A 26,236-nucleotide genomic window follows, 5' to 3' on the forward strand; every position below is an offset into this window, starting at 1 on the left:
ACGTTGCATCACTGAGAACGAGCGTTCTCGCCACGGGCGGCGCCTCGGGGGAAGGGATTCTGCTTCATGCTGCGCATTCACTTCACGGGGGAGGATCTAGCCCGGACGCGACTGGCCACGGGCCCGCAACCGATGTGGGAGCTGTTGCTCAGCCTGCACAAACTCGCCGACGCCGATGGACGGATGGTGTTCGATGGCTGGCGACGGCGCGTCCGGGCCGTGATGGGAGCGGGGCTGCCCGCGTCGGCGAGATGGCTGCCGCATCTTGCGCCACCGGTCGGCTACTCTCCGGACTTCCTGACTCCCGCGCGGCAGGCGGGCGACCTGGGCACGGGCCTGGAACTGGTGCTGGCGACGCCGCGACGGCGCATCCGCGACGATCTGGCCACACTGGCGGCCCAGCGACCTCTGCGCGGCCCCGTCGCCGAACTGGCGGACGGATCCCCGAAGGCGCTGCACGGGCTTGGGCAAGCGCTGCGCGACTACCACGCCCACGCGCTCGCCCCGTTCTGGAATCGCATCCGGACCAGCGTGCACGCCGACCTCACCACGCGGGGGAAGACCTTCCTTCACGCGGGGATCGAGGCGGTCCTGACAGGTTTGCACCCCAAAGCGCGGTGGACCCCGCCCGTGCTGGAACTGCCCTACAGCACCGATCGCGACATCCATTTGGACGGCCGCGGGGTGCGCCTGCTTCCGTCCTTCTTCTGCTGGGGGCGACCCTTCACCTTCCGCGACGCCGGCCTTTCCCCGGTCATCGCCTACCCCATCGAGCACGACCTCACCTGGCTCGACACGTCTCGGCCAGGAGACCCCAAACGTCCACTGGCCGCGCTGCTCGGCCGGACTCGCACCATGGTCCTGACCGCACTGGCCACCCACGGCGGCTGCACCACCACCGAACTCGCCGGCCGCACCGGGATCTCCCTCGCCTCGGCGAGCCAGCACACCAGCGTCCTCCGCGACGCCGGTCTCATCTCGACCGTCCGCCGGGGAGGACACGTCGTGCACTCCCTCCGCCCGGCCGGCGCCTCATTGATCAACGCTCCCGCAAAGCACTGACGGCCGGCCCGGGCCGGCCGCGACGGGGGAGCGCCGTCTCCCGCGCGCCGAGCCACCGGTGCAATGTGTCACGGCACAGGCCCCGGTATAGGGCCCCGCTTTCCGGCTCTTAGGGCCCATGGACCCTAGAGATGCCCCGCCTTTCTGCGTAGTTTCCCTTTGCATCAGAAGGGACGCCATCGCGAGAAAGGAGGGTCAATGACACATCTTAAGCGCACGACGGTGCTGCTGCTGACCGGAGCCACTTTGGCCGGAACGGCTGGATACGCCGTTTACGAAGTGCAGAACTCCACCAGGAAGGCCACCGTGAAACCGGTGGCCGCGCCGGCTGCACAGGCCCCTGCCGCCAGGTGCAACATCAGCTTTGGAACACCCACCAAGAAGGTCAAGCACTACGAAGTGGAGAACGGCAAGTTCTACAGCGGAACTCGCATCTTCTCGTTCGCCAGCGCCTGCCCTGGCGCCAAGGTCCGGCTCCAGCGCAAGCGCGCGTGGGGATGGCAGCTCGTCGGCAAGACCTTCGTCATCCCACGCAACAAGGCGGCGATCCTCGACCTCAAGTGCAAGAAGGCCGGGCAGCGCGACCTCTACCACTACCGCACCATCGAGACCATCGGCGGCCTCACCCCCGTCTGGGCGGACAAGGGCCCAGCGACAGCACGCCGGATCAGCTGCTAGATCCCCTCCCGAGAAGGCACCCCCCATGAAGGTTCGAATCATCTCGATATCGGCCGTCGCGGCGGCCGGGGCTCTGGCGACGACGGCGTTCGTCTCTGGCATCGTCACCGAGCCTGACACCAAGAAGGCCTCGCCGGTCTCCAACAGCGCATCGCAGCAGTCCATGGCGCCGGCGGCACAGGCACCGCCCAAGGCGCGCGCCATTCACACCCGATACTGGAATGTCGAGGCTGGAAAGCCGAAGTTCGTCCTGCGCTACGGCAATACTAAATACGGATACCGGCACATCAAGCGCAAGCACGGCTTCACCGGGGCCATGGCGCGATGCATCAAGAAGGCGTTCCAGGCAGGAAATGTATCCAAGCATGGCAGCACGTACACCTACCTGATCCCCGCCAAGGGCAAGAACGAGTACGGGCGGCCGGCCCTCTTCAAGGTCATCTATTTCTTCGGGGACAAGAACCTCGGGATCATCACGGCCTATTCCGAACACCGGACCGGCAGGGCCACCGGCCGCGACGACAAATGCATCTGACTCGTGGCTCCTAGGCCGCGACCGGCCGGGCAAGGCCGGTCGCGGCCACCGCCAGGCCCACCGTTTTGAACGTGGTCGGGGGGGAGTTGTGCCTACCCCGTCAGTGGATTCAGACCCACTGACCGGCTGCGGCTCCGTTCCTAGGTTGAGATCACCTGGAATGAGGAGCCTGGATGTCTGAGCACACGAGAAGGAACGTTCTGCGGGGTGGCCTGGCCGCGACGGCGGCGGGCATCGCCGTTCCCGCGCTGGGGATGGGTTCCGCCGAGGCGGCCCCGAACGCAGCGGCCTGCCCACCGCCTCCCGGCCCGGCCAAGGTCGGACGGGGTGAACCGCGTTACCCGTCCCTGGCGTCCCGTGGCTACAACCGGCGGTTCGTCGGCAACCCCGAGCATGTATGGGTGGTCGGCACGACCGAGCACGTCGTCCGAGCCGTCCAGGACGCGGTCGACAGCGGCAAGAGAATCACGGTCCGCAGCGGCGGCCACGGCTTCGAGAACTTCGTCGCCGACCCCGCCGTGCAAGTCGTCGTCGACACCTCCGCCATGACCGCTGTCTACTACGACCCTCACCGGCGCGCGTTCGCCGTGGAGGCGGGCGCCTTGCTCGGGGATGTGTACCGCAGGCTCTACCTCGGGTGGGGCGTGACGATCCCCGCTGGATGGTGTCCCAGCGTGGGCGCCGGTGGACACGTTGTGGGAGGCGGCTTCGGGCCACTGTCGCGGTCGATGGGCCTGGCCGTCGACCACCTCCATGCGGTCGAGGTCGTCGTGGTGGACCGCAGGGGCAGAGCACGCAGCGTCGTGGCCACCCGCGAGCCGTCGGACCCGAACCGGGACCTGTGGTGGGCGCACACCGGCGGCGGAGGCGGCAGCTTCGGCATCGTCACCCGGTACTGGTTCCGTACGCCCGGCGCACTTGGCGACGATCCTTCCCGTCTGCTGCCCGCGCCGCCCCCCGGCATGCTGAGCTTCACGATCTCGTGGGACTGGTCCAAATTCACCGAGACCTCCTTCGCGCGGCTCGTGCGCAACCACGGCGCATGGGTGGAACGCAACAGCGCCCCGGGCTCCCCTTCCACCAAGCTCTACAGCGAGCTCCAACTCAACCGCCGCCTGGCCGGAACGATCGGCATGATCGGCCAGGTGCCCGCAGGGTCCGAACGGCTCCTGGACGAGCATCTGGCGGCGATCAATGACGGCGTCCCCGTCACCCCCGTCCGCCAGGTGAGGTCCCAAGCCTGGCTCGCCTCGGCGCTGGCCGGCTCGCCGGGTGATCCCGGCCCCGTCTACCGGTTGCAGGTCAAGTCGGGTTACCTGCGCCGCCGCCTGACCGACCGGCAGATCGGTGTCCTGCACCACCACCTCACCCGGACCGACTACGACCATCCGGGCGGCAGCCTGAGCCTCTACACGTTCGGCGGCCAGGTCAACACCCTCGCCCCCGACGCCACGGCGGCCCCCCACCGCGACACGATCATGAAGATGTTCTTCGCCAACGGCTGGGAGAATCCCGCCGACGACGCCCGGCACCTCACCTGGCTGAGGGAGCTCTACCGCGACCTGTTCGCCGACACCGGCGGCGTCCCCGCCGACGGCGCGTTCATCAACTACCCCGACACCGATCTGGCCGACCCGGCCTGGAACACCGGAGCCCCCTGGCACGCCCTCTATTTCAAGGACAACTACGCCCGCCTGCAGCAGATCAAGGCCACATGGGACCCCCGCAACCTCTTCCACCACGCCCTCTCCATCAAGCCCCCAAGAGCCCGATGACCATGCGCACCCGCTGAGGGGGCACCGCCAGGTGCGGTGCCCCGCCTGAAGTTCTTTCTGTGGTGATGTCGATTGGCGTCGAGCCCGTTCGTAGCCAGGGTGAGAGACCAGCAACCCGAGGAGAGTGCCATGACCGCTACCTACACCTTCGACGTCTTTTCCAGCGTCGACGGCTTCGGCGCTGCCGGCGGCAACTGGGGCGGCTACTGGGGGAAGCAAGGCCCCGAGCTGCTCAAGCACCGCCTCGCCTTGTACGAGCAGGAGCAGCGGATGCTCTTCGGGGCCGACACCTATCGGGCGTTCGCGCAGATGCTGACCTCAAGCACCGAGGAGTCAGGCGTCCGTGACCCATGGGTCACCCGAATGATGAGCCTGCCGGCAACGGTGGTGTCGACCACACTCCAAGGACCCCTCGACTGGCCGGATGCGACCCTGGTGAGCGGCGACGCCGTCGACGTCGTCTCCCGGCTCAAGGAGGAGTCGGACGTGCCGTTGCGCTCGCACGGCAGCCTGTCGCTGAACCGGGCGCTCATGGCCGCCGGTCTGGTCGACCGCGTCCAGCTGACGATCTTCCCCGTGATCACCGGTCGGACAGGGCTGGACCCGGTCTTCCACGGAGCGGCCGACTTCGACCTTCAGCTGATCGAAAGCCGGACACTCGACGGCCACACCCAGGAACTCATCTACCAGCCCACCCTGCACGCCTGAGTCCGGGCGAAGCGGACACTCCCTGTCCTATTCCCCTGCGACTGTCGTCTCGTGCCAGACAACGACAAGAATGCGCCAGGAGGCCGGCCTCCACTGCCTGGGCGGCGCCGGCACGCCACCGGTCACAACCGCGCGAGGGGAGTTGCGGCATGACTTCGCGGAACGTTCTCGACACGCGGGCGCTCAACCGTGCGACGCTCGCCCGGCAGTTGCTGCTCGATCGTGCCGACATGCCGGTCGTCGACGCCGTCGCGCATCTGTGCGGCCTGCAGGCGCAGGAACCGCAGGAACCGTTCGTCGGGCTCTGGTCCCGGCTGCGCGCGTTCGACCCTGCGGTGCTCTCGGACCTGCTGAACGGGCGGAGCGTGGTACGGATGCACCTCATGCGCCGGACCGTTCACCTGGTCACCGCCAAGGACGCGCTGGCCTGGCGAGCCCGCCACGACGCCATGCTGCGCCAGCGCGTACTCGGGGTCTACCGCCGCGAGCTCGACGGGTTGGACCTGGACGAGCTGGCGGCGGCAGGCCGGGCGATCATGGCTGACGACGAGCCCCGTTCGATGGGCGAGCTCGGCCGGGCGCTGGCTGAGCGCTGGCCTGCGGCGGGGCCGCGGGCGCTGGGGGAGATGCTGTTCGGCGCCCTCATCCCGGTCGTGCAGATGCCACCGCGCGGGCTGTGGCGAACGAAAGGGGGAGTACGCAACGTCCTGCTCTCCTCGTGGCTGGGACGTGAGATCGACCCACCGGCCCCGCAGGGCTCCGATCCGGTCGGCGAGGCGCTGGTGCGGCGCTACCTTGCCGCGTTCGGCCCAGCCGCCTCGGCCGACCTGCGAGCCTGGTGCGGCCTGGCCGGACTGCCGAACGCGGTGGCCGCGGTACGCGAGGAGCTCATCACCTTCCGCGACGAGCGCGGCCGGGAACTGCTGGACCTCCCCGACGCGCCGCGTCCCGACCCTGACACACCCGCCCCGGTACGGTTCCTGCCGGCGTTCGACAACGCGATCCTCGGCTATCACGACCGCAGCCGGATCATCGATGACGCCCACCGCGGCCTGTCGGTCACCGGCGCGCGCGTCGTCCTGGTTGACGGCAGGGTGGCCGCGACCTGGGACGTCAAGGAAGGCACCGTGGTCGTCACCCCGCTGCGCGGCTTCTCCCGAGCCGAACGCACCGCCGTCGCCGATCAGGGACAGGCGCTGGCATCGTTCCTCTCCGACAACGACAGCCACGACGTCCAGATCGCCTGATGAAGGTCGCGGCAAGAGGCCACCACGCAAGCGTTCGACATGGCTACAAGATGGGCCTTACGAGCCACACAAGGAAATGCCGTAGGCACGTGGTGTAGTCGTTGGCGCCTCGCCGTCGCGATCAGAATGCTCCGAAGGTGGTCCACCGGACCGTCCGGATCGGGCGCATCCCTCGGCCCCGAGTGTTCACTCAGGGGACGAATGCCTACGGGCGGGTGACGAGCCGACGAACAGTGCGTTCAAGATCTTTTGCTGGAATGGCCCGCTGGTTCAAGATCAGCAACGGACGGACCATGATCCACTCCAGTCAGAAGGAGAACCATGAAGAAGCTCCTCAGGACCGCCGTGGTGGGCGCCGGCGTTGCGACGGCGTGCCTGACGCTCGCGCAGCCCGCGCTGGCCAACTCGTTCTCGAAGGCGGTCGGCGACGGCACCGTCAGCTACAAGGACGATACGGACCAGTTCTGCGCGCACGCCTACAACACCGAGGGCCTGCGTTCGGTGACGGTGAAGCTGACCCCGGTCAACGGGTCCGGCCCGAGCCACCACTGGACGGACAAGAACGTCAACTACTCCAGCGGCGGCACCTCCGGCCCCACGTGCCGGAGCCTGGCCACCGCCTACGAGGACACCCAGTACCGCGCCCAGATCTGGTCGTACTGGGGTGAGCGGGGCACCACGGTCAGCCGCGGAACCGTCACGTTCAACAGCTGAACGCGCAGTAGCGAACCGCGCCTTCAGTGAGCAAGAAAACTCCCCGCATACCGCTGCTCGGTATGCGGGGAGTTTCGATGAGCAGACAGCTCGCGCCGCCAGGATGCGACGTGAGATCAGGTCCGGCTCAGCCGACGTCCTCGCCGGCGGCCGGGCCGTGGAGCTGCGTGAGATCTCCGACGACCTCGGTGAGCTCCTCGATGTCGGCGCAGTAGGCCAGCAGGGCGCCGTTGCGAGTGACCAGATAAAGCTGCTGGCCTTTGCGTGCGTCCGGGCACCAGTTGCGCGCCAGGGTCAGCTGGACGTCATCGAGAGTGATCACGTCGACCCGCAGGCCGTCCGGTCCGATCAGGTAACGCCCGTGGCCCATGGGGAGAGTGTCCTCCTTTTGGCGCATTCGGGATAGATGCGAAAAACGGCGACCAGCGGGCGTACGCGGCCGCTCTTCAGGAGCGGCCGGCGTGCAGCGCTTCGTGAGCCCACAGGTGTCGTGGCTGAGTGTGCAGCCGCCAGTAGTGCTCGGCGATGTCGTCGGGGTCGAAGTCGGTGCCGGGGGCGACCGGACCGGCGACGGTGACGCTCGCGACGTGCACTCCAGAAGATCCGTACTGCTGGTCGAGCAGCGTGACAAGGGTTCGCACGCCTGCCTTGCCCAGCGAGAGACTCACATACTGCGGCTTGGGCTCGGGCATGCCGCCTGTGATGAGGAACGTTCCGCTGCCGCGTGCCGCCATGGCCGGCGCAAGGTGAGCTGCGGCGTTGAGGGCGCCGACGACGTTGACCGCCCATGCCTCCATGTGGCCGCGCACCGACAGCTCGCCCGGCGCGTCCGCCTGGATGAGTGCGGCGTTGTAAACAGCGACATCTGGCACGCCGTGCTCGCTGATGGCCTTGTCGAGTGCGGCGTTCAACTCTGCCTGGTCGGTGGCGTCCGCCTTCAGCGTGACGGCCGGAACACCGCTGGGAGCGACCGCGCCGGCCACGGCACGCAGCGTCTGCTCGCTCCGTGCGATCAGCGCGATCGGCAGCCCCTCCCCGGCGAACCGGCGGGCCACCGCCTGGCCGATTCCCGGACCCACACCAATGATCACTGCACCCGGCATCGAAGGCTCCTCACATCTCATCGTCAGCGATACTGGGGACGGTAAGGCGTCACATCGATGTGAAGGTCAAGGCATGCGAATCGGTGATCTGGCTCACCAGACCGGGGTGAGCAGGCGGCTCTTGCGCTACTACGAGGAGCAGGGGCTGCTCACGCCGGTCCGGCTCGACAACGGCTACCGCGAGTACGCCAAGGCGGACGTCGCAACGGTGCGCCACATCCGGGCCATGCTCGCCGCCGGGCTTTCCACTTCGGTCATCGCCAGAGTCGTGCATTGCGTGCACGACTCTGACGTGCTGAGGGTGCCTGCCGGCTGCCCGACCTTCATCGAGGAGTTGCGGCGCGAACGCGCCCACATCACCGAGACGATCAACCACCTCGAGAGTTCCCAGCGAATGCTGGACGCCCTTCTCGACACGGCCCCCCAGGAGGCCGAAAGCGCGCTACCCGAGCCCGCCACCTGATCAGCTCCATGCCCGCGCAACGGACCGCCCAGGATCGGGCCGGCGGCGATGCGGGTCAGCAGGAACGGCGCAATCCATCGCCAGCCGGGACGCCTGGTGTGATCGTGCAACGGGACGCGCGTCCGGGCGCAACCCGTCAGGCGTCGGCGAGAAGGATCGCGGGATTCTCGACGCAGTCAGCCACGTAGCGCAGGAAGCCGCCGGCGGTGCCGCCGTCGCAGACCCGATGGTCGAACGTGAGGGACAGCTGGGTGATCTTGCGTGCCGTGACCGCGCCGTCGATCACCCAGGGGCGGTCGATGATGCGGCCCACGCCGAGGAGGGCCGCCTCGGGATGGTTGATGATCGGCGTTGATCCGTCCACGCCGAAGACGCCGTAGTTGTTGAGCGTGAACGTTCCGCCGGTCAGTGCCTGAGGTGGCAGCCCGCCCGAGCGCGCCAGTCCCGTGAGCCGGGTGAGTTCGGCGGCGAGCTGCGCGGTCGTCATCAGGTGCGCGTCCCGGACCACCGGCACGACCAGGCCGCGGTCGGTCTGCGCGGCGAAGCCGAGATTGACGTGCCCGTACCGAACGATCTCTGCGCGGCCGGTGTCGACCGAGGAGTTCAGCTCGGGGAACCGCCGCAGGCCGTCCACGCAGATGCGGGCCAGCATGGCGAGCAACCCGATGCCCAGGTCGGGGCGAGCCTGCTGGAGGGCGTTCTTCGCGTCGAGCAGGCGGGTGGCATCGACGTCCACCCAGGTCGTGGCGTCGGGAATCTCGCTGCGGCTGCGGCTCAACTTGTCGGCCACCGCACGGCGAAGCCCGCGCAGCGGGATGCGTTCGGTTGTCTCGGAAGGCCTGAGCGGCGTCGCGGGTGCCACGGGCGGCGTGCGCATGTCGGCGATCGCCTGCTCGACGTCGCGGCGCAAGATCACTCCGCGCGGCCCGGTGGGACGGATGGCGGCGAGGTCCACCCCATGCTCCCGGGCGACCCTTCGGACAAGCGGAGAGATCACGCGAGGTGGGTGGCTCGGCTCGGCTTCAACGGAGGACGAGGAGGACTGCGGCGCAGGCACGGCAGCGTCCCGACCGAAGTCCTGCACGTCGACCGCCTGATGCCCGCCGGCTTGCCTGTCAACGGCGCGCACATCGGCGGCCTGCCGGTCAGCGGCGTGCTGGTCGGGGGTCTGCCGGGTGGCGGCGGTCTTGTCGCTGGTGGGGACGCGGGAGCTGCGGCGGCGCTTGCGTCGGCCGGAGGTGTGGCCGGTGCCGTAGCCGATCAGGACGTTGCCGGAGCCTGCCTGTTCCTCTTCGCGGTACCGGGCTGCGGCGGGATCGATGTCTGGAGCCGCTGCGGGGGCGGGCTCATTGGCGGCGACTTCGATCAGGGGTTCGCCCACTGCCAGTACGGCGCCCGTGTCGGCGTGCAGCTTCATGACCGTTCCGGCGTAGGGGACAGGCACCTCGACCACGGCCTTGGCGGTCTCGACGTCCACGACGATCTGGTCGATCTCGACGGTGTCGCCGACGGCGACCTTCCATTCGATGATCTCGGCTTCGGTCAGGCCCTCGCCGAGGTCGGGCAGGCGGAACACCTGCCGTGCGGTAGCTATGGTCATGATGCCTCCCGGGCCAGGTGGAGGACGTCGGGCTCGTCGTCGAACTGGAGCCGGTCGACCGTGTCGAGGATCCGGTCGACGTCCGGCAGGTGCGAGTGCTCGAGCTTCGGGGGCGGGTAGGGGATGTCGAATCCCGTGACGCGCAGCACCGGAGCCGCCAGCGAGTGAAAGCAGCGTTCCTGCACGCGCGCCGCGATCTCCGCGCCCACTCCGGCGAACCCCTGGGCCTCCTGCACCACCACGCAGCGGCCCGTCTTGCGCACCGACGACACGACGGTCTCATCGTCGAACGGGACGATCGTGCGCAGGTCCACCACCTCCAGGGAGATGCCGTCCCCGGCCGCCGCCTCGGCCGCCTGGAGGGCCACCGGGACACTGGGGCCGTAGGCGACCAGCGTTGCGTCGCGGCCCTCGCGCCGTACCGCCGCTCGACCAAAGCTCGAAGCGCGCCGATCGCCGGGAGTGGCCTCGTCCTTGGACCAGTACAGCCGCTTGGGCTCCATGAAGATCACCGGGTCGGGGTCGTCGATGGCGTCGCGCAGCAGCCAGTACGCGTCGTCCACGGTCGCCGGGGTGACGACCTTCAGGCCCGGCGTGTGGGCGTAGTAGGCCTCGCTGGAGTCACAGTGGTGCTCGACGCCGCCGATGCCACCCGCGTACGGGATGCGGATCACCAGCGGCAGCGGCACGCGGCCGCGGGTGCGGTTGCGCATCTTGGCCACGTGCGAGGCGATCTGCTCGAACGCCGGATAGGCGAACGCGTCGAACTGCATCTCGACCACCGGCCGGAAGCCGCCCATCGCCATGCCCACGGCGAGTCCGACGATCCCCGACTCGGCCAGCGGGGTGTCGAAGCACCGGTCCTCGCCGAACTCCTTGGTCAGCCCGTCGGTGATGCGGAAGACGCCGCCCAGCGGGCCCACGTCCTCGCCGAAGATCAACACGCGCTCGTCCTCGCGCAACGCGTCCCGCAGCGCCGCGTTCAGTGCCTGCGCCATCGTCATCGCGGTCATGTCAGTCCTCCAGCTCGGACGCCAGCTGTGCCCGCTGCTCGCGCAACTGCGGCGTGGCGTCGGCGAAGACGTGGTCGAACAGCTCAAGCGGGTCGGTCTCCAGGTCGAGATTCATCTCGTCGCGCAGACGGGAGGCGAACGCTTCGGCGGCATCGTGCGCGGCGGCGATGTCCTCCGTGCCGAGCAGGCTCCGTCCGCGGAGATAGGTCTCCAGGCGGGGGAGAGGGTCGGCCGATTCCCAGCGTTCGACCTCGTCGTCCTCCCGGTACCGGGTGGCGTCGTCGGCGTTGGTGTGGGCGTCCATGCGGTACGTGTGCGCCTCCACCAGGAACGGGCCGCCTCCCGTTCGGGCGTGCCGCACGGCCTCGGTGAGGACGGACAGAACCGCGACGAGGTCGTTGCCGTCCACCTGCTCGGAACGGATGCCGTAACCGATCCCCTTGTAGGCCAGCGCGGGAGCCGCGGTCTGCTTGGCCAGCGGCACCGAGATCGCGTACTTGTTGTTCTGCACGAAGAACACGACCGGGGCACGCAGAACACCGGCGTAGTTGAGCGCCTCGTGGAAGTCGCCCTCACTCGTGCCGCCGTCGCCGATGAAGGCCATCACGACGGAGTCCTCGCCCTTGCGGCGCAGGGCCTCGGCCATGCCGACCGCGTGGATGGTCTGGGTGGCCAGCGGCGTGCACTGAGGCGCCACCCGCGTGGTCGCAGGGTCGTAACCGCAGTGCCAGCCACCGCGCAGCAGCGTGAGCACCTCGACGGGATCGACGCCGCGGGAGACCAGGGCCACCGAGTCCCGGTAGGTCGGGAACAGCCAGTCGTCCTCGCGGAGCGCGAGCACGCCGGCGATCTGGCAGGCCTCCTGCCCGCGGCTGGACGGGTAGACCGCGAGTCTGCCCTGCTTGGTCAGCGCGGTCGCCTGCCGGTCGAAGCGGCGGCCCAGGACCATCCGGCGGTACGCCTCCACCAGTTGCTCGTCCGCCGGCGCCGCGTAGCCCTCGGGCGGCTCGACGGCCGTGCCGTCCTCCGCGACGAAACGCACCGGAACGACTGCGGGAAGAAGATCGTCGACCGTCTGGTCATGGGTCCCCACGGGCATGGCGGCGCTCGCTTTCTTTGGACGCTTGACAGGCAAAGCGTCCTCACTGGCGACCATCCGTTCAAGACACCGGGCACAATGGGCGACAAATAGCTCAGCTCCATACCCTGAGGAGGCCAAATGTCGGAGGACGGGGCTGTAACGGGGGGACGGCTGGGACATTCTGCCGACCGGCTGGACGGGGTGGACCGCGCGATCATCGCCGAGTTGCTGCGCGACGGCCGGATCTCGGTCCGGGCCCTCGCCGAACGGGTCCACATCTCCCGCGCCAACGCCTACGCGCGCCTCACCCGCCTGATGGACGACGGAGTGATCACCGGCTTCACCGCCGAGCTCGCGCCGCAGAAGGCAGGCCTCGGCACCAGCGCATACGTCTCGATCACCATCGAGCAGAACTCCTGGCGCGCAGTGACAGCCAGACTCCAGGAGATCCCCTACATCGAGCACTTCGCGATGGTCGGCGGCGACTACGACGTGCTGGTCCTCGTCAGGGCCCCGGACAACGAGGCGCTCAGGCACGTGGTGCTGGAACGCATCCAGGACATCCCCGGAATCCGCGGCACCCGCACGTGGCTGGTCTTCGAAGAAGCCCGCGGCCGAGGCGCCGACTGGGGAGCGGGCCAGGGCTGAAACCCTCCGGGCATGCCGGCAGCGGGACGCCTCTAATGTGGGGCGGCATGAATGATCATCCCCCGCCGCTTCCCGACGAGGACACCCTCGTCATCCCGAAGGGCTGGCGCCGCCGCATCCACCCCCGCCGCGGCGGCTCCCCCGGCCCCAAGATCACGATCGACGCGGACGCCGAGAAGACCGTCCACCTCCGTCTGGAGCAGGGCCGGGTCCAGGTCGAGACCGCCCTCCTCCACGACGGTACCGATCCGGAGCTGGTCAAGCACGCGCGCGCCTATCTGGCCGATGAGCCCGATCCGCTCGGCGCGGCCGTGGTGGCGGAGGCGGCGAGCTGGGGCACGCCGCGCGAGACGGCCGTGGAGTTCGTGGACGCCTGGACGCAGGTCCATGGCTTGCCGTTCGCGGCATGCGCGGTACTCGAGTGGTACGGCCTGGAGAGGGGCACGAACGCCTCGCATCGGCCCGACCACGTGAAGTTCGCCCCCGTCTCGGCGCGGTGGAGTCACAGCTTCGATGTGCCGGACGGTGCTGCCCGCGTTAGGGCGCTGCTGGCGGCCGCGGCCCAAGAGGATTACGACGCGGCCGTGGAACGGCTGGCGGGGCTCCGCCGCATCCCCCGGCAGCGGCTCCTTGCCGCGTTCCTCGTGCCGACCCGGCAGGACTGGGTGGCCGAGTGCTGCGCCAACCCGCCGGAAGAGCGCGCGCGGATCCCGTTGCTGACCTCGCTGGGCGCGGCCGAGCAGGTCGAAATCTTGGGCTCCTGGATGAGGGTCACGCTGCCCGACGCGTTCCACCCCGAGGTCCTCAACTCGCTCGCCGAAGGAGTCGGCGTCGCCTGCACGCCGCTGATGGCCGACGCGCTGGGCCGGATGATGGACTCCGCGCCACGCCGCAAAGCCCTGCTGGAGGTGCTGAGCGTACTGCCGTCCGATGAGGCGTTCGCCGCACTCGTGGCGCGCCGCGACGACCGCCCGCAGGTCAACGCCGCGCTCGCCAAGGCGATGGACCGCTTTCCGGTGCGCGCCATGCGCGAGCTGGCCGCCGCCGGGGCCACCGAACTGCTGGACGAGCACGTTCAGCACCATCGGGAGCTGGCTACGGCGGCCCTGCCCGTTCTGCCTGGGGAAGCCCGTGCCCAGGTGGAACGCATTCTCGGCACGACCGCCCGCGTTCGGGTGGCCGGCCCGGACGAATTGCCATCCCTGCTGGTGGAGCCGCCGTGGGCGCGGGCTGAGAAGAAGCCGAAGCCGCTCGTCATCGACGGCCTCACCGTCCCGGATCTGCGCGAGGTTCGATGGGCGGACGGTGAACGCGAGCGTTGGTGGTGGTGGGAGCGTCGGCTGCCTCAGCCGCGCGAATGGGCTGGCGGCGTGGAGCACCACGACTACCGCTGGGACGCCGTCCCGCAACGCGCGCCCATGAAGGTGTGGGAGGAGCGGGTCGCCGCTCTCGCGGCCAAGCAGTTCACCAGCGGCCGCAGCCAGCTCGGTGTGCTGACGATGGCTCCCGACACACTCGTCCGGCCGCTGCTGGCGGACTTCGAGCTCGACGACCGCAACGGGTCCGCACCCCGTGATCCGGAAGAGTGGCTCAAGGTCGTGCTCGCCCGGTTCGAGCTCGACGCCCTGCACATCGCCCTGACATACGCCAGGAAGCGTCCGGGACCCGTCGGAGAGCTGCTTGTCCCGTTCTTGGACGCCGAGGTGGCGACGGTGATGGCCGACTGGCTGTCACGGGTCAAGACGGCCCGCAAGCATGCGACGGCCTGGTTCGCACGGCACGGTGGCGACGCCGCGCGGCTCCTGGTACCGAGCGCGCTGGGCAAGCGCGGGAAGCAACGCACCGCCGCCGAGTTCGCGCTTCATCACCTCGCCCGTGAAATCGGCCGCGACGCTGTCGTGGAGGCTGCCCGAACGCACGGTGAAGCGGCGGCCCAGGCGGTCGGACAGCTCTTGCAGAAGGACCAGGCGAGCCTCACACCGCCCAAGCTCCCGAAGCTTCCTGCCTGGGCCGATCCGGCGACGCTTCCGCAGGTGCTCCGGCACGGCCGCGAGAGCGCGCTCCCGGACACCGCCGTCGCGCTCCCGGACACCGCCGTCGCGCACGTCCTCACGATCCTGGCGCTGTCGACGCCCGAAAAACCGGACCCGGGCATCGAGATCGTCCGGGAGGCGTGCGACGCTGCTTCGCTGGCCGCGTTCGTCTCGGCCCTGTTCGAACGCTGGCACGGACACGGCGAGGCGGCCGCGGACGCGTGGGCGCTGACCGCGCTCGGCTGGTTCGGCGACGATGAGGCGGCCCGGCGCCTCGCGCCTCTCATCCACACCTGGCCGGGACACGGCGGGCACGCCAAGGCGGTCAAGGGTGTGAACGTGCTCGCGCGGATCGGGTCGGAGAGCGCGCTGACCTTGCTCGACGGCGTTGCCCGGCGGGCGAAGTTCGCCGCCCTGCAGGGGGAGGCGTACCAGAAGCTCCACGAGGTGGCCGACCGGATGCAGCTGAGCACCGCGCAGCTGAGCGATCGCCTCGTTCCGCGTTTGGGGCTGGATCCGGACGGGAGCATGGAGCTCGACTTCGGGCCGCGTCGCTTCACGGTCGGGTTCGACGAGCAGCTCCGGCCGTTCGTCATGCACCAGGACGGCACGCGGCTCAAGGCGCTCCCGAAGCCGGGGGCCAAGGACGACCCGGAGCTCGCGCCCGCCGCGCACGCGACGTTCGGCCGGCTGAAGAAGGAGGTGCGCACGATCGCCGCCGACCAGCTGCGGCGGCTGGAATGGGCGATGGTGACCGGGCGGACCTGGCAGCTCGCCGAGTTCCGGAGGCACCTGGTCGAGCACCCGCTCGTCTGGCACCTCGTGCGGCGGCTCGTCTGGCTCGCGGACGGGAGCGCGTTCCGCCTGGCCGAGGATCGGACGTTCGCCGATGTGAACGACGAGACATTGACGCCGCCGGAGGCGGCGCACATCCGCCTGGCTCACCCGGTGTTGCTGGGGGACGCACTGACCGAGTGGGCGGAGACCTTCGCCGACTACGAGATCATCCAGCCGTTCCCGCAGCTCGCGCGGCCCGTGTTCGCGCTGGCCGAGGAGGAACGGAGCGGTCGGCTCGCCCGCTTCGAGGGCCGCGTCGTGCCGGTCGGCGCGCTGCTCGGCCTGGAACGACGCGGCTGGGAGCGCGGCATGCCGGAGGACGGGGGAGTCGAACCCAGGATCTTCCGGCCCTTCCGCGGCGGCTCGGTGGTCATCGACCTCGATCCCGGGATCTACAGCGGTTCGGTGCAGGCGCTCCCCGATCAGCGGCTCGTGTCCATCACCTACGACGGAGAACTGGACCCGGTCTCGGCCTCCGAGATCCTCGCCGACCTCACCCACCTGACGGAAGGCGCCCAGTGAAAACGTTCCCAGTGAACAAGTAGGACACCCAGGTCGTGCCGTCCCGTGGGTGCGGCGATCCACCCGCGCCGCGCCGAAACGGACGGCCGCCGGGGCGCGGGTGGTGCCGTCCTCTCAGGAGTCGGAGGCAGGCCAGGTTTTGGCCACGAGGGTCAGCACGTCGTAGGTGGCTACTGGCTGGGCTTCCTGGTTGGTCACCACGGCGTCCCAGCGGACTTCGCCGTAGTCGGCGTTGGTGCGCGGGGTGATCTGCTTGACCGTCAGGGTGACCTGAATGGTGTCGCCGGCCTTGACCGGGGTGACGAAGCGGAGGCCGTCGACGCCGAAGTTGGCGAGGACCGGTCCGGGCGCCGGGTCAACGAAGAGCCCGGCGGCCAGGGACACGACCAGGTATCCGTGGGCGACGATACCGCCGAAGAGGGGGTTGCGCGCGGCGGCCTCGGCGTCGGTGTGCGCGTAGAAGGTGTCTCCGGTGAAGTCGGCGAAGTGCTCGATGTCGTCCAGCGTCACCGTGCGGGTTGCGGAGGTGATGGTGTCGCCTATGCGCAGGTCCGCCAGGGACTTGCGGAACGGGTGGACGTCGGACGGGAGGTGTTTGGATCCTGTCGTCCATCGGCCGGTGACGGCGGTGAGCTGGTCAGGGGACGCCTGGACGGCGGTGCGCTGCATGTGGTGCAGGACTCCGCGTATGCCGCCGAGCTCTTCGCCGCCGCCGGCACGGCCGGGGCCGCCGTGGACGAGGACGGGCAGCGGGGAGCCGTGGCCGGTGGACTCCTGGGCGTCGTCCCGGTCGAGTACGAGGACGCGGCCGTGCCAGGGCGCCAGGCCGAGCACGATCGTGCGGGCGACGTCGGGGTCGTGGGTGACGACGGAGGCGGCCAGGCTGCCCTTGCCGCGGGCCGCGAGGGCGATCGCCGAGTCGAGGCCGTCGTAGGTGAGCACGGTGCTCACGGGGCCGAACGGCTCCACGTCGTGCGGCTCGGTGGCGCCGGGACGTGCATGGAGCACGAGAGGGGTCATGAACGCGCCGCGTTCGGGGTCGCCGTCGAGCAGGGTCGCGTTCTGGTCGCCGAAGACGATCTCGGCGCTGGAGCGGAGGGCTTCGACGGCCTTGGTCACCTCGTCGCGCTGGCCGAGGCTCGCGAGCGCGCCCATCCGCACGTCGGGGTTGCGCGGGTCGCCGACGGTCACCTTCGCGAGGCGTGCGGAGAGGGCCTCGATGACGGGGTCCGCCATCGGCTCAGGCACGAGCACGCGGCGGATGGCGGTGCACTTCTGGCCCGCCTTGACCGTCATCTCGGTGGCGACGCCCTTGATGAACAGGTCGAATTCCGGGTCGCCCGGCTGGACGTCCGGTCCGAGGATGGAGCAGTTGAGCGAGTCGGCCTCCACGCCGAGGACGACGCCGCCGTCCAGCACGTTCGGGTGGCGGCGCAGGATGCCCGCGGTGTGCGCCGAGCCGGTGAAGGCGACGCTGTCCTGGATGGTCAGCGCGTCGAGCAGGCCGGACGCGCCGCCGGCGAGCAGCTGGAGGGTGCCCTCCGGCAGGATCTGCGACTCGATGATCTGCCGGACGGCGAGCTCGGTGAGGTAGGCGGTCTGGCTCGCGGGCTTGACGATCGTCGGCAGGCCGGCGAGGAACGCCGGGGCGAGCTTTTCGAGCATCCCCCAGACGGGGAAGTTGAAGGCGTTGATCTGGACCGCGACGCCTGGCCGTGACGCGTAGATGTGCTGGCCGACGAAAGTGCCGCCCTTGCCCAGGCGTTCCAGGCTGCCGTCGAGGACGATCGTGTCGTTCGGCAGCTCGCGTGCGCCCTTGCTCGCGTAGCTGAACAGCGTGCCGATGCCGCCGTCGACGTCGACCATCGTGTCGCGCGAGGTTGCGCCGGTACGGACGGACAGCGCGTAGAGCTCGTCTTTGCGGGTGAGCAGGTGCTTGGCGAGCGCCTTGAGCAGCGCTGCCCGCTCGTGGAAGGTCAGAGCCCGCAGCGCGGGGCCACCGGCTTGGCGCGCGTGGGCGACCATGGCCGCGACGTCCAGGCCGTGGCTCGAGATGCGCGCGACCTCCTCACCCGTCGCGGCGTCCAGCAGGGGCTCGCCCTCGTCCGCGGCGCGGAACCATCGTCCGGCGGCATAGCTCTCCAGCATGGGACTCACGCTGTCTCCTCTCCGAGGGGCCCGTCGTCGTGACCCCCGGTGGTGCTCTCCGACATCCGTCCACGGCACCACTTGCGCGGAGGTGCCGGCTCGTGCCACGTTATTACTGATCGATCGGTAAGTAAATACGTCGACGTGCGGAGGGACCCAGTGACGACGACGGTGGAGCCGGAGCCGCAGGAACGGCTCCAGGCCGCGTTCGACGCGACGATCGCGCGCCACGACCGCATCGAGCCCCGGGACTGGATGCCCGAGGCCTACCGCCGCACGCTCGTACGCCAGATCGCCCAGCACGCCCATTCGGAGATCATCGGCATGCAGCCGGAGGGCAACTGGATCAGCCGCGCGCCCTCCCTGCGCCGCAAGGCGATCCTGCTGGCCAAGGTGCAGGACGAGGCCGGGCACGGGCTGTACCTGTACTCCGCGTGCGAGACCCTCGGCGTCTCCCGCGCCGAACTGACCGACCTGCTGCTCACGGGCAGGCAGAAGTACTCGTCGATCTTCAACTACCCGACGCTGTCCTACGCCGACGTCGGCACGATCGGCTGGCTCGTCGACGGCGCCGCGATCTGCAACCAGGTGCCGCTGTGCCGCACCTCCTACGGACCGTACGGCCGCGCCATGATCCGCATCTGCAAGGAGGAGTCGTTCCATCAGCGGCAGGGCTACGAGCTGCTGATGACGATGATGCGCGGCACCGACGCCCAGCGCGCCATGGTCCAGGAGTCGGTCGACCGGTTCTGGTGGCCGTCGCTGATGATGTTCGGCCCGCCGGACGAGCGTTCCCCCAACAGCGGGCAGTCGATGGCGTGGGGGATCAAGCGCAACTCCAACGACGAGCTGCGCCAGCGGTTCGTCGACATGAGCGTCCCGCAGGCCGAGGCGCTCGGGGTGACGCTGCCCGACCCCGAACTGCGCTGGAACGAGGAACGCGGCCACTACGACTTCGGCGAGCCGGACTGGGAGGAGTTCGCCGCGGTCATCAGCGGCAACGGCCCCTGCAACGCCCAGCGCCTGGCCCACCGGCGCGCCGCGCACGAGGACGGCGCCTGGGTACGCGAGGCGGCCTCAGCGTTCGCGGCCCGTTCGACCGAGGAGGAGGTCCGATGACGAACGGTGATCGCAGGGAATGGCCGTTGTACGAGGTGTTCGTGCGCGGCAAGCGGGGGCTCAACCACGTCCATGTCGGGTCGCTGCACGCTCCGGACGACGCGATGGCGCTGCGGCACGCGCGTGACGTCTACACGCGTCGCAACGAGGGCGTGAGCATCTGGGTCGTGCGGGCCGACGCCATCACGGCGTCCAGCCCGGACGAGAAGGACCCGCTGTTCGCGCCGAACGGCGACAAGGTCTACCGGCACCCGACGTTCTACGAGATCCCTGAGAACGTGCCCCACATGTGACCGCCGCGCGCCCGCCCGCCCCACCGCATGATCGGAGACCAGGACCACCATGAGCGACGACCACGGCAGCGTCTACGACGGCCTGCTCGGCGGGGATTCCTCCCAGTGGGCGTTCGGCACCGACTTCGAGGACCCGCTGGCCGGCGTCGACACCACGGTGCCCGAGGGAACCGACGCCGCCCTGCTCGCCGAGTACTGCCTCATGCTCGGCGACGACGCCTTGATCATGTCCCAGCGCCTGTCGGAGTGGTGCAGCCGGGCACCGGATCTCGAAGACGACATCGCACTGGCGAACATGGCCCTTGACCTGCTCGGACAGGCGCGCCTGCTGCTGACGCGGGCCGCGGCCGCGGACCCTGGCGTGGTCCCTGCCCTCCCCGAGGGCTCACCCGTGCCCGCGGAGGACGCGCTCGCCTTCTTCCGCGAAGCCGGGGAGTTTCGCAACGTACGCCTCGTCGAGGTGCCGAACGGCGACTTCGCGCACGTCGTCGTCCGCCTGCTGTTGTTCTCGGTGGCGCGGCTCGCGTTGCTGGAACGGCTGCAGGGGAGCACCGACGCAGTACTGGCGGCGGTGGCGGCCAAGGGCGTCAAGGAGGTCGCCTACCACCGCGACTGGGCCGGACGCTGGTTCCTCACCCTCGCGCAGGGCACCGAGGAATCGCGCCGCAGGCTCCTGGGCGCACTGGAGGCGCTGTGGCCGTTCTATCCCGAGCTTGCCAGGACGCATCCGGTTGATCAGGCACTTGCCGAGAGCGGTGCCGGCGTCGACTCGTCCTCGTACCGCGACGAGATGGACGCCGTCCTCGATCAGGTCTTCGCCGTCAGCGGCATAGACCGCCCGGAAGGCGCGCCACTGGCGGGAGTCAGAGGCCGAATGGGCCGCGACGGCCTGCACACCGAATCACTCAGCCGCCTGCTCGCCGAGATGCAGGTAGTCGCCCGAGCCCACCCGAGCGGTCGCTGGTGACCACGCAGGAGAAGGCGGTGGTGGCCGCGCAGGAGAAGGCGGTGGGGACCGTGCAGGAGAAGGCGGTGGTGGCCGTGCAGGAGCAGGCGGTGGTGGCCGTGCAGGGGCGGGCTGCTGAGGTGGCGGCGCAGGTTCGTGATCCTGAGATGCCGATGCTCACGCTTGCCGACCTCGGCGTGCTGCGTGACGTCGTCGTACGGCCGGAGCCGGAGGGCGAGGACAGGGTCATCGTGTCGATCACGCCGACCTACACGGGCTGCCCGGCCCTGGCCACCATGCGCGACGACCTGGTCAGCCGTCTGAACGACGCCGGGTTCCCGCGCGTCGAGGTACGCGTCGTCCTCACGCCGCCCTGGTCCACCGACTGGATCTCCGAGCGCGGCCGGGCCGCGCTGCGCGAGGCCGGTGTGTCGCCGCCGGGACCGGCGCCCCGCCCGCCGGGGCCGGTGGCGCTCACGCTCGGGCAGACCCGGCGTGCCGCGCCTGCCTGCCCGCGCTGCGGCTCGGCGGCGACCCGTCTCACGTCGGAGTTCGGCGCCACCGCGTGCAAGGCCCTCTATTCCTGCACCGAGTGCCTTGAACCGTTCGAGCACGTCAAGGAGATCTGAGTTGACCACGTCCGCGCCCGCTCCCGCGCCGTCCCGGTCGGCCGTGTTCCACCCGCTGACGGTCACGGCGGTGGACCGGCTGTGCGAGGACGCTGCCGCGATCACCTTCGCCGTGCCCGCCGAACTGCGCGAGGCCTACGCTTTCCGCGCCGGCCAGTCGCTCACCCTCCGCCGCGTCCTGGATGGCCGGGAGCACCGCCGGTCCTATTCGATCTGCGCACCCGCCGGTGACGCACTGCGCATCGGCGTCCGCGAGATCCCGGGCGGCCTGTTCTCCTCGTGGCTCGTGAACGAGGTCGTGCCCGGCACGCGGATCGAGGTGCAGCCCCCGACCGGCGCCTGGCAGGCCGCCCCCGAGCTCGGCGAACGCCACCTGTGCATCGCCGCGGGATCGGGCATCACCCCGATGTTGTCGGTCGCGTCCACGGTCCTGACTCATCCAGGGGCGCAGGTGTCGCTGCTGTACGGCAACCGGACGGGTCGGACGGTGATGTTCACCGAGGAGCTCGGCGACCTCAAGAACAGGTATGGGCCCCGGCTCCAGGTGGTGCATGTGCTCTCCCGTGAGCCGCGCGACGTGGAGCTGTTCTCCGGGCGGCTCGACGCGGACAAGCTTCGGCGGCTGCTCACCGGCCTCGTCCCCGCGGAGGTCTTCGATCACGTCTGGCTGTGCGGCCCGTTCCAGATGGTCCAGGACGCACGGACGGTGCTCACCGACCTCGGCGTTCCTGCCGGCCGCGTCCATGTTGAGCTGTTCTATGTCGACGCGCCGCCGCCTCAGCCCCGGCGTGCCGCCGACGCGCCCCCGTCCGGCGCGACGACCGAGTTGACCACGGTGCTGGACGGCCGCCGCGTGACCTCGACGGTGTCCCGCGAGAAGACGATCCTCGACGGCGCCCTGACGTCGCGTTCCGACATGCCGTTCGCATGCAAGGGTGGCGTCTGCGGCACATGCCGTGCCATCGTCCGCGAGGGTGAGGCCGACATGCGCCGCAACTACGCGCTCGAACAGGACGAGATCGACGGTGGATTCGTCCTCACCTGCCAGTCGTTCCCGGCGGGCGATCACGTCACCGTCGACTACGACGCCTGATTCCGACCCTCGATCGCAGGAGCCTTTCCGTGACCGAAGCCTTCGTCGTGTCCGGTGCCCGGACGCCGATCGCACTCGCCGGCAGTGCCCCGCTGGTGGAACGCCCATGACCGCCGACACGAACCTGATCATCGAGGAGGGCCCGGACCGGGTCGTGTGGCGGCTCAACCGGCCTGAGGCCCGCAACGCGATCGACCGTGAGATGGTCCGCGCGCTCCACCAGGCGTGCGCCGCGGTCGAGGAGGAGCCGCGCGTCGTTCTCCTCACCGGGGAGGGCCCGGCCTTCGCGGCGGGAGCCGACATCGCCCAGCTCCGCGAGAGGCGCCGGGACGACGCGCTCCAGGGCATCAACTCCAGGATCTTCGACCGGATCCACCGGCTGCCCATGCCGACCGTGGCGCTCGTCGACGGTTACGCGCTGGGCGGCGGGGCCGAGCTGGCCTACGCCTGCGACTTCCGCATCGGCACCCCGCACACGAAGATCGGCAACCCCGAGACCGACCTGGGCATCCTCGCTGCGGCCGGTGCCGCCTGGCGCCTCGCCGACCTCGTCGGAGAGCCCCTGGCCAAGGAGATCCTGCTCGCGGGCCGCGTGCTCTCGGCGGACGAGGCGCAGGCCGTACGCCTGCTCAACGAAGTCGTGGAGCCGGACGACCTGCTCGCGGCCGGGCACCGGCTCGCCGACCGCATCACCGCGCGGGCGCCGCTGGCGACCCGGTTGACCAAGGCGGTGTTCCACGCCCCCAGGGACGCCCACCCTTTCGTGGACGAGCTCGCGCAGGCGGTGCTGTTCGAGACCGCCGACAAGCACGACCGCATGACGGCATTCCTCAACCGCCGCAAGCAATCATGACCACCACACCCTGCCAAGGTGAGTGAGAGTCGAGGCCGGCTTGCGGGACCCGAGCTCAAGGTCTTCAGGGCCGGGTGTTCGAGCTGGTGAGGCCGTCGAAGGCGACGGCGGCGATCGCGTCGGCGACCGTGGCGGGCGTGAACGCGCCGTGCGGGCGGTACCACTCGACCAGCGAGTTGACCATGCCGAAGAGCAGCCGGCTCACCAGTGTCGGCGCCAGGTCGGCGCGCAGGGCTCCCTCCGCCACCGCGGCCGCGACCAGCTCGGCGAGCCGCTCGTCGAGCCATCGCCGGCGTTCGAGGGCGGCCAGCTCGACCGCACTGTTGCCGCGCACGCGCAGCAGGAGTGTCACCGAGGGCTGGTGAGCCACCAGCACCTCGACGCTGCGCCGCACCACCTCGCGCAGCCGTTCGTACGCGGTCGCCCCCTCCTGCCGCCGCGACGCCTCGTCCACCACGGCCGTGAGCTCGTCGAGAGCGTCGTCGAGAGCCGCCTTGAGCAGCTCCTCCTTGCTCGTGAAGTGGTGGTAGATCGCCGGCTTGGTCACACCGAGCACCTTGGCCAGGTCACCCATGCTCGTGGCGTCGTACCCCCTGCGGTTGAACAGGTCCACCGCGGTGTGCAGGATCGTCGCCTGGTCGTAGCCGGGACGGCCGCGACGGCGGGGCGGAGTCGGTTCGGCGGTGGTCACGGGGTGCAGGATCTCACGCCCCCTTCCCCCACCCCCTGTCGCCGCACTCCCGGTCGGTGAACTCTGGCTCCCCGAACCGCACGGTCCTCCACGTCGTACTCAAGCGCGGCAACGAGCTTTCCCCGAACTTCAGGGAGTGATCGGGTTGTCCGGTGAATCGAGCCAGATCGATTGACCCTCGGGGGCCACGCAGAGGCCGAACCTGTCCCGTGTCGGGCTACCCCAGGACACCCACCGTAGGAAGGCGCCATGGAGTTCGTCCCACAGGTCCTGTGAGCCGGCCTGGGTGACCGAGAACCGCTTGTGGTCAGAGGCGTAGTGGACATGGGCGTCAGAGTCACCGGACCACAGCCATAGATCAAACGAGCCGTCGTCGTCGGTTGCGTGGTTGCCGTAGACACCGGGAAGCATCCCCGACACCACCACATCCAGCCCGGTAGAAGCGCGGACGACTCGCCGGGGGTCAAGGTCGGTCGAGGAACGGCGGCCGTCGCGCATGGCGACCGGGACGGGCGGACGCTGGGACCTCAGCATCATGAATGCGCATCCCCCGTGGAAACGCCCGATGGCCGTGCCGTCCCCGACCACGGTCAACACGGCACGGTGGCCCCCTTCCCATCCGGGCATCCACGGGAAGACGATCAATCCACCGGGGCGAGTCTGCTCCACCCATGCATGCGGCACCTCACGCACGCCCACGATCACATGGACCCGGTCATAGGGTGCCCTGTCGGCCCACCCCTCAGCACCGTCCCCGACGGCTAGCAGGGGCGAGCGTCCCGCGCTCCTGAGGTTGTCGGACGCGGACGCCATGACCGACGCGTCCACCTCGATGCTGGTCACGTTGCCGTCACCCAGCCGGTACGCCAGAAGGCCCGCCGTCCAGCCGGTGCCGGTGCCGATCTCCAGCACCTCATCAGCGTCGTAGGGATCAAGCAATTCCAAGAACGCCGCCACGATGCCCGGAGCAGACAGCGAGGAGGTAGAGGCACCCTCGCCAGTAGCGGCGTCGGTGGCGCCATCATCTGTTTGGGTGATGATCGCGGCGTCGGCGTAGGCCGCCGCCATCCACTGGTCCGGATCGGCCGCCCGATCTATGGCGTAGCCGGGTCTGTCCTCAGGAGCGCACCACGCCCGGGCAGGAACGAAGAGGTGCCGGGGCACGGCCTCAACCGCACCCCGCCACCCATCGCCAAACTCGCTCATGAGAGACGAGATGCGCTCAGCCGAGCTCACTTGCCCCTCTCATGCTTGCCGCCCTTGTCGGGACGGTCACCGTTCTGATTTGGCTGATCGGCTCCACCGGCTTGTCCCAGCACGACGGTTGCCGCGCTCGAAGCCTCCGGACGGACGGTCACGGGGTGTTGTGACCCACTCGAGAATGCCCGCCGTCCAGTGAGACGATCTTCATGTCGGCCACCCTGATGGGGGAGCGGGCGGCCGATGCACCGATCGCGTCAGGCGTTGGCCCGCAGTCTGCTGCGAACGGGCCTGAACGCGAGCCATCTTGGCTTCCAGCTCTTGGGCTGTGGCCGCTTCGACCAGTCCGCTGTCGTCAATCGCCCACCACGAGCCCGTGGCGCCGCCGTGCCACACCTGCACGCCCAGCTTGGATTCCAGGATGCGGGCCTGGTCGGCGTGCGGCCTGGACGGCTGGAAGAATCCGGGCTGAGGCCGGGGCTGGCCGGTTGGCGGTTGCACAGCCGGGGTGCGGATCACTGGGGGCTGCTCGGTGAGCCGGATCGCCTGGTCGGCAGCGCGAGCCGGGTCGTTCCCGGGCGCCAGCTCCGCACCGTCGAAGGTGAAGTAGTACAGAGGCCCGCCCTCCAGAAGCGGGTGGGGCTGCACGGTGACGGCCGTGCCGACCTGTTCCATCCCGAGGCGCAGCACGTTCAGGCGGGGTGGGTTCAGATCTGGCTGGTAGCGGGCGACGGTCTCCCGGCCGCGTGCGTTGACGGCGACTGCGAGGCGGTCGAGGTGGCAAATGACGATGTCGTGGTGGGTGGTCATGACTGGGTTCCCGTCAGGCTCGCGGCTGTGCGCCGGTGGAGGCTGGCGACGAGGTCTGCGGCCAGCGGGTCGAGCTCGGTGACGGGCCGCACGTACTGGAAGATCGCTCGGCCCAGGAGCGGCCGGGCCCGGTACCACGACAGGGCACCGTCGCCGTGCCGAGGCCACACGTGCACCCGCAGCCCGACCGGGACTGGGCCGGGCATGACCTGGGCACCGACCGACATCTGGAGCGGGTCCCGCCGGCTGCGGGTGGCCTTGGCCGTGACGCCCTGATAGGCGTTGAGCCGCCGCGCCAGCCGCAACGCGTACTCGTGGCCGATCTCGGCTTGGGCGGGGGAGAGGCGGAAAGGATGGGTGGGTGCGTCAGGCCTCGCGGCCTTCCCGCCTGGAGTCTGCTGTGGTGGGCGGCTACGACGCATCCGTTGTCGACCT

Annotated in this window: 26 protein-coding genes; 16 read left to right on the forward strand and 10 right to left on the reverse strand. The window is 69.8% G+C overall.

Features of this window, described 5'->3' with window-relative positions; translation table 11 throughout:
• Positions 1-66: 66 nt before the first annotated feature.
• From F8566_RS10320 to F8566_RS10350, 7 genes are all read left to right on the forward strand, one after another.
• Positions 67-1,062 carry an ArsR/SmtB family transcription factor gene (locus tag F8566_RS10320; protein WP_151559852.1) on the forward strand — a complete coding sequence of 332 codons (996 nt, stop codon included), beginning with the start codon at positions 67-69 and terminating at the stop codon, positions 1,060-1,062.
• 198 nt (positions 1,063-1,260) lie between these two features.
• Entirely contained in the window at positions 1,261-1,740 is a 480-nt protein-coding gene (locus tag F8566_RS10325; protein WP_151559854.1) for a hypothetical protein, read from the forward strand.
• Between the two features lie 25 nt (positions 1,741-1,765).
• Entirely contained in the window at positions 1,766-2,275 is a 510-nt protein-coding gene (locus F8566_RS10330; protein WP_151559856.1) for a hypothetical protein, read from the forward strand.
• Between the two features lie 173 nt (positions 2,276-2,448).
• Entirely contained in the window at positions 2,449-4,050 is a 1,602-nt protein-coding gene (locus tag F8566_RS10335) for an FAD-binding oxidoreductase (RefSeq protein ID WP_151559858.1), read from the forward strand.
• 129 nt (positions 4,051-4,179) lie between these two features.
• Positions 4,180-4,758, forward strand: a complete 579-nt coding sequence (locus F8566_RS10340; protein WP_151559860.1) for a dihydrofolate reductase family protein — start codon at positions 4,180-4,182, stop codon at positions 4,756-4,758.
• A gap of 149 nt (positions 4,759-4,907) precedes the next feature.
• Complete coding sequence (locus F8566_RS10345; RefSeq protein ID WP_151559862.1) at positions 4,908-6,005, forward strand: winged helix DNA-binding domain-containing protein; 1,098 nt, start codon at positions 4,908-4,910, stop codon at positions 6,003-6,005.
• A gap of 321 nt (positions 6,006-6,326) precedes the next feature.
• Positions 6,327-6,719, forward strand: a complete 393-nt coding sequence (locus F8566_RS10350; RefSeq protein ID WP_151559864.1) for a hypothetical protein — start codon at positions 6,327-6,329, stop codon at positions 6,717-6,719.
• Between the two features lie 127 nt (positions 6,720-6,846).
• On the opposite strand, the gene F8566_RS10355 is transcribed toward F8566_RS10350, so the two are convergent.
• Complete coding sequence (locus F8566_RS10355) at positions 6,847-7,089, reverse strand: hypothetical protein (RefSeq protein ID WP_151559866.1); 243 nt, start codon at positions 7,087-7,089, stop codon at positions 6,847-6,849.
• A 76-nt stretch (positions 7,090-7,165) separates the two neighbouring features.
• Positions 7,166-7,822 (reverse strand): SDR family NAD(P)-dependent oxidoreductase, encoded by a 657-nt coding sequence (locus F8566_RS10360; protein ID WP_151559867.1) that lies wholly within the window; start codon positions 7,820-7,822, stop codon positions 7,166-7,168.
• Positions 7,823-7,895: 73 nt separating this feature from the next.
• On the opposite strand from F8566_RS10360, the gene F8566_RS10365 reads away from it, so the two are divergent.
• Positions 7,896-8,285, forward strand: a complete 390-nt coding sequence (locus F8566_RS10365) for a MerR family transcriptional regulator (RefSeq protein WP_151559869.1) — start codon at positions 7,896-7,898, stop codon at positions 8,283-8,285.
• 136 nt (positions 8,286-8,421) lie between these two features.
• Here the strand turns inward: F8566_RS10365 and F8566_RS10370 are convergent, their stop codons facing one another.
• From F8566_RS10370 to pdhA, 3 genes are read right to left on the reverse strand one after another with little or no spacing between them, the layout of a single operon-like run.
• Positions 8,422-9,885 carry a dihydrolipoamide acetyltransferase family protein gene (locus F8566_RS10370; protein WP_151559871.1) on the reverse strand — a complete coding sequence of 488 codons (1,464 nt, stop codon included), beginning with the start codon at positions 9,883-9,885 and terminating at the stop codon, positions 8,422-8,424.
• On the reverse strand, positions 9,882-10,898 hold the full coding sequence (locus F8566_RS10375) for an alpha-ketoacid dehydrogenase subunit beta (RefSeq protein WP_151559873.1): 1,017 nt from the start codon (positions 10,896-10,898) through the stop codon (positions 9,882-9,884). Before F8566_RS10375 ends, F8566_RS10370 begins: the two co-directional genes overlap by 4 nt.
• Before the next feature lies 1 nt (position 10,899).
• A complete protein-coding gene (gene pdhA / locus F8566_RS10380; protein ID WP_151559875.1) occupies positions 10,900-11,997 on the reverse strand; it encodes a pyruvate dehydrogenase (acetyl-transferring) E1 component subunit alpha in 1,098 nt (365 codons plus the stop codon).
• A gap of 120 nt (positions 11,998-12,117) precedes the next feature.
• On the opposite strand from pdhA, the gene F8566_RS10385 reads away from it, so the two are divergent.
• Complete coding sequence (locus tag F8566_RS10385) at positions 12,118-12,627, forward strand: Lrp/AsnC family transcriptional regulator (protein ID WP_151559877.1); 510 nt, start codon at positions 12,118-12,120, stop codon at positions 12,625-12,627.
• A gap of 47 nt (positions 12,628-12,674) precedes the next feature.
• The gene (locus tag F8566_RS10390) at positions 12,675-16,019 is read left to right on the forward strand and encodes a DUF4132 domain-containing protein (RefSeq protein WP_151559879.1); all 3,345 of its coding nucleotides are present in this window, start codon (positions 12,675-12,677) and stop codon (positions 16,017-16,019) included.
• Positions 16,020-16,133: 114 nt separating this feature from the next.
• Here F8566_RS10390 and paaZ read toward each other — a convergent pair whose 3' ends face one another.
• On the reverse strand, positions 16,134-18,176 hold the full coding sequence (gene paaZ, locus F8566_RS10395) for a phenylacetic acid degradation bifunctional protein PaaZ (protein ID WP_151559881.1): 2,043 nt from the start codon (positions 18,174-18,176) through the stop codon (positions 16,134-16,136).
• 150 nt (positions 18,177-18,326) lie between these two features.
• On the opposite strand from paaZ, the gene paaA reads away from it, so the two are divergent.
• The 6 genes from paaA to F8566_RS10430 all read left to right on the forward strand — a co-directional run bounded on the left by paaA (position 18,327) and on the right by F8566_RS10430 (position 23,100).
• The gene (gene paaA, locus F8566_RS10400; RefSeq protein ID WP_225993037.1) at positions 18,327-19,286 is read left to right on the forward strand and encodes a 1,2-phenylacetyl-CoA epoxidase subunit PaaA; all 960 of its coding nucleotides are present in this window, start codon (positions 18,327-18,329) and stop codon (positions 19,284-19,286) included.
• Positions 19,283-19,579, forward strand: a complete 297-nt coding sequence (gene paaB, locus F8566_RS10405; RefSeq protein WP_151559882.1) for a 1,2-phenylacetyl-CoA epoxidase subunit PaaB — start codon at positions 19,283-19,285, stop codon at positions 19,577-19,579. The genes paaA and paaB overlap by 4 nt, the downstream gene beginning before the upstream one ends.
• A gap of 49 nt (positions 19,580-19,628) precedes the next feature.
• The gene (paaC, locus tag F8566_RS10410) at positions 19,629-20,546 is read left to right on the forward strand and encodes a 1,2-phenylacetyl-CoA epoxidase subunit PaaC (RefSeq protein ID WP_151559884.1); all 918 of its coding nucleotides are present in this window, start codon (positions 19,629-19,631) and stop codon (positions 20,544-20,546) included.
• Between the two features lie 74 nt (positions 20,547-20,620).
• Positions 20,621-21,154, forward strand: coding sequence for a 1,2-phenylacetyl-CoA epoxidase subunit PaaD (gene paaD, locus F8566_RS10420; protein ID WP_404800289.1), 534 nt, complete (start codon positions 20,621-20,623; stop codon positions 21,152-21,154).
• 1 nt (position 21,155) lies between these two features.
• Positions 21,156-22,247, forward strand: coding sequence for a 1,2-phenylacetyl-CoA epoxidase subunit PaaE (gene paaE, locus F8566_RS10425; protein WP_151559886.1), 1,092 nt, complete (start codon positions 21,156-21,158; stop codon positions 22,245-22,247).
• Positions 22,248-22,353: 106 nt separating this feature from the next.
• Positions 22,354-23,100 (forward strand): enoyl-CoA hydratase/isomerase family protein, encoded by a 747-nt coding sequence (locus F8566_RS10430; RefSeq protein WP_151559888.1) that lies wholly within the window; start codon positions 22,354-22,356, stop codon positions 23,098-23,100.
• 64 nt (positions 23,101-23,164) lie between these two features.
• Here the strand turns inward: F8566_RS10430 and F8566_RS10435 are convergent, their stop codons facing one another.
• The 4 genes from F8566_RS10435 to F8566_RS10450 all read right to left on the reverse strand — a co-directional run bounded on the left by F8566_RS10435 (position 23,165) and on the right by F8566_RS10450 (position 26,223).
• Complete coding sequence (locus F8566_RS10435; protein ID WP_151559890.1) at positions 23,165-23,791, reverse strand: TetR/AcrR family transcriptional regulator; 627 nt, start codon at positions 23,789-23,791, stop codon at positions 23,165-23,167.
• A 129-nt stretch (positions 23,792-23,920) separates the two neighbouring features.
• Positions 23,921-24,997, reverse strand: a complete 1,077-nt coding sequence (locus tag F8566_RS10440) for a methyltransferase domain-containing protein (protein WP_151559892.1) — start codon at positions 24,995-24,997, stop codon at positions 23,921-23,923.
• 201 nt (positions 24,998-25,198) lie between these two features.
• Entirely contained in the window at positions 25,199-25,801 is a 603-nt protein-coding gene (locus tag F8566_RS10445; RefSeq protein WP_151559894.1) for a hypothetical protein, read from the reverse strand.
• Positions 25,798-26,223 (reverse strand): hypothetical protein, encoded by a 426-nt coding sequence (locus F8566_RS10450; protein WP_151559896.1) that lies wholly within the window; start codon positions 26,221-26,223, stop codon positions 25,798-25,800. Before F8566_RS10450 ends, F8566_RS10445 begins: the two co-directional genes overlap by 4 nt.
• Between the last annotated feature and the right edge of the window lie 13 nt (positions 26,224-26,236).

Source organism: Actinomadura rudentiformis (assembly GCF_008923185.1).
Lineage (GTDB): Bacteria > Actinomycetota > Actinomycetes > Streptosporangiales > Streptosporangiaceae > Spirillospora > Spirillospora rudentiformis.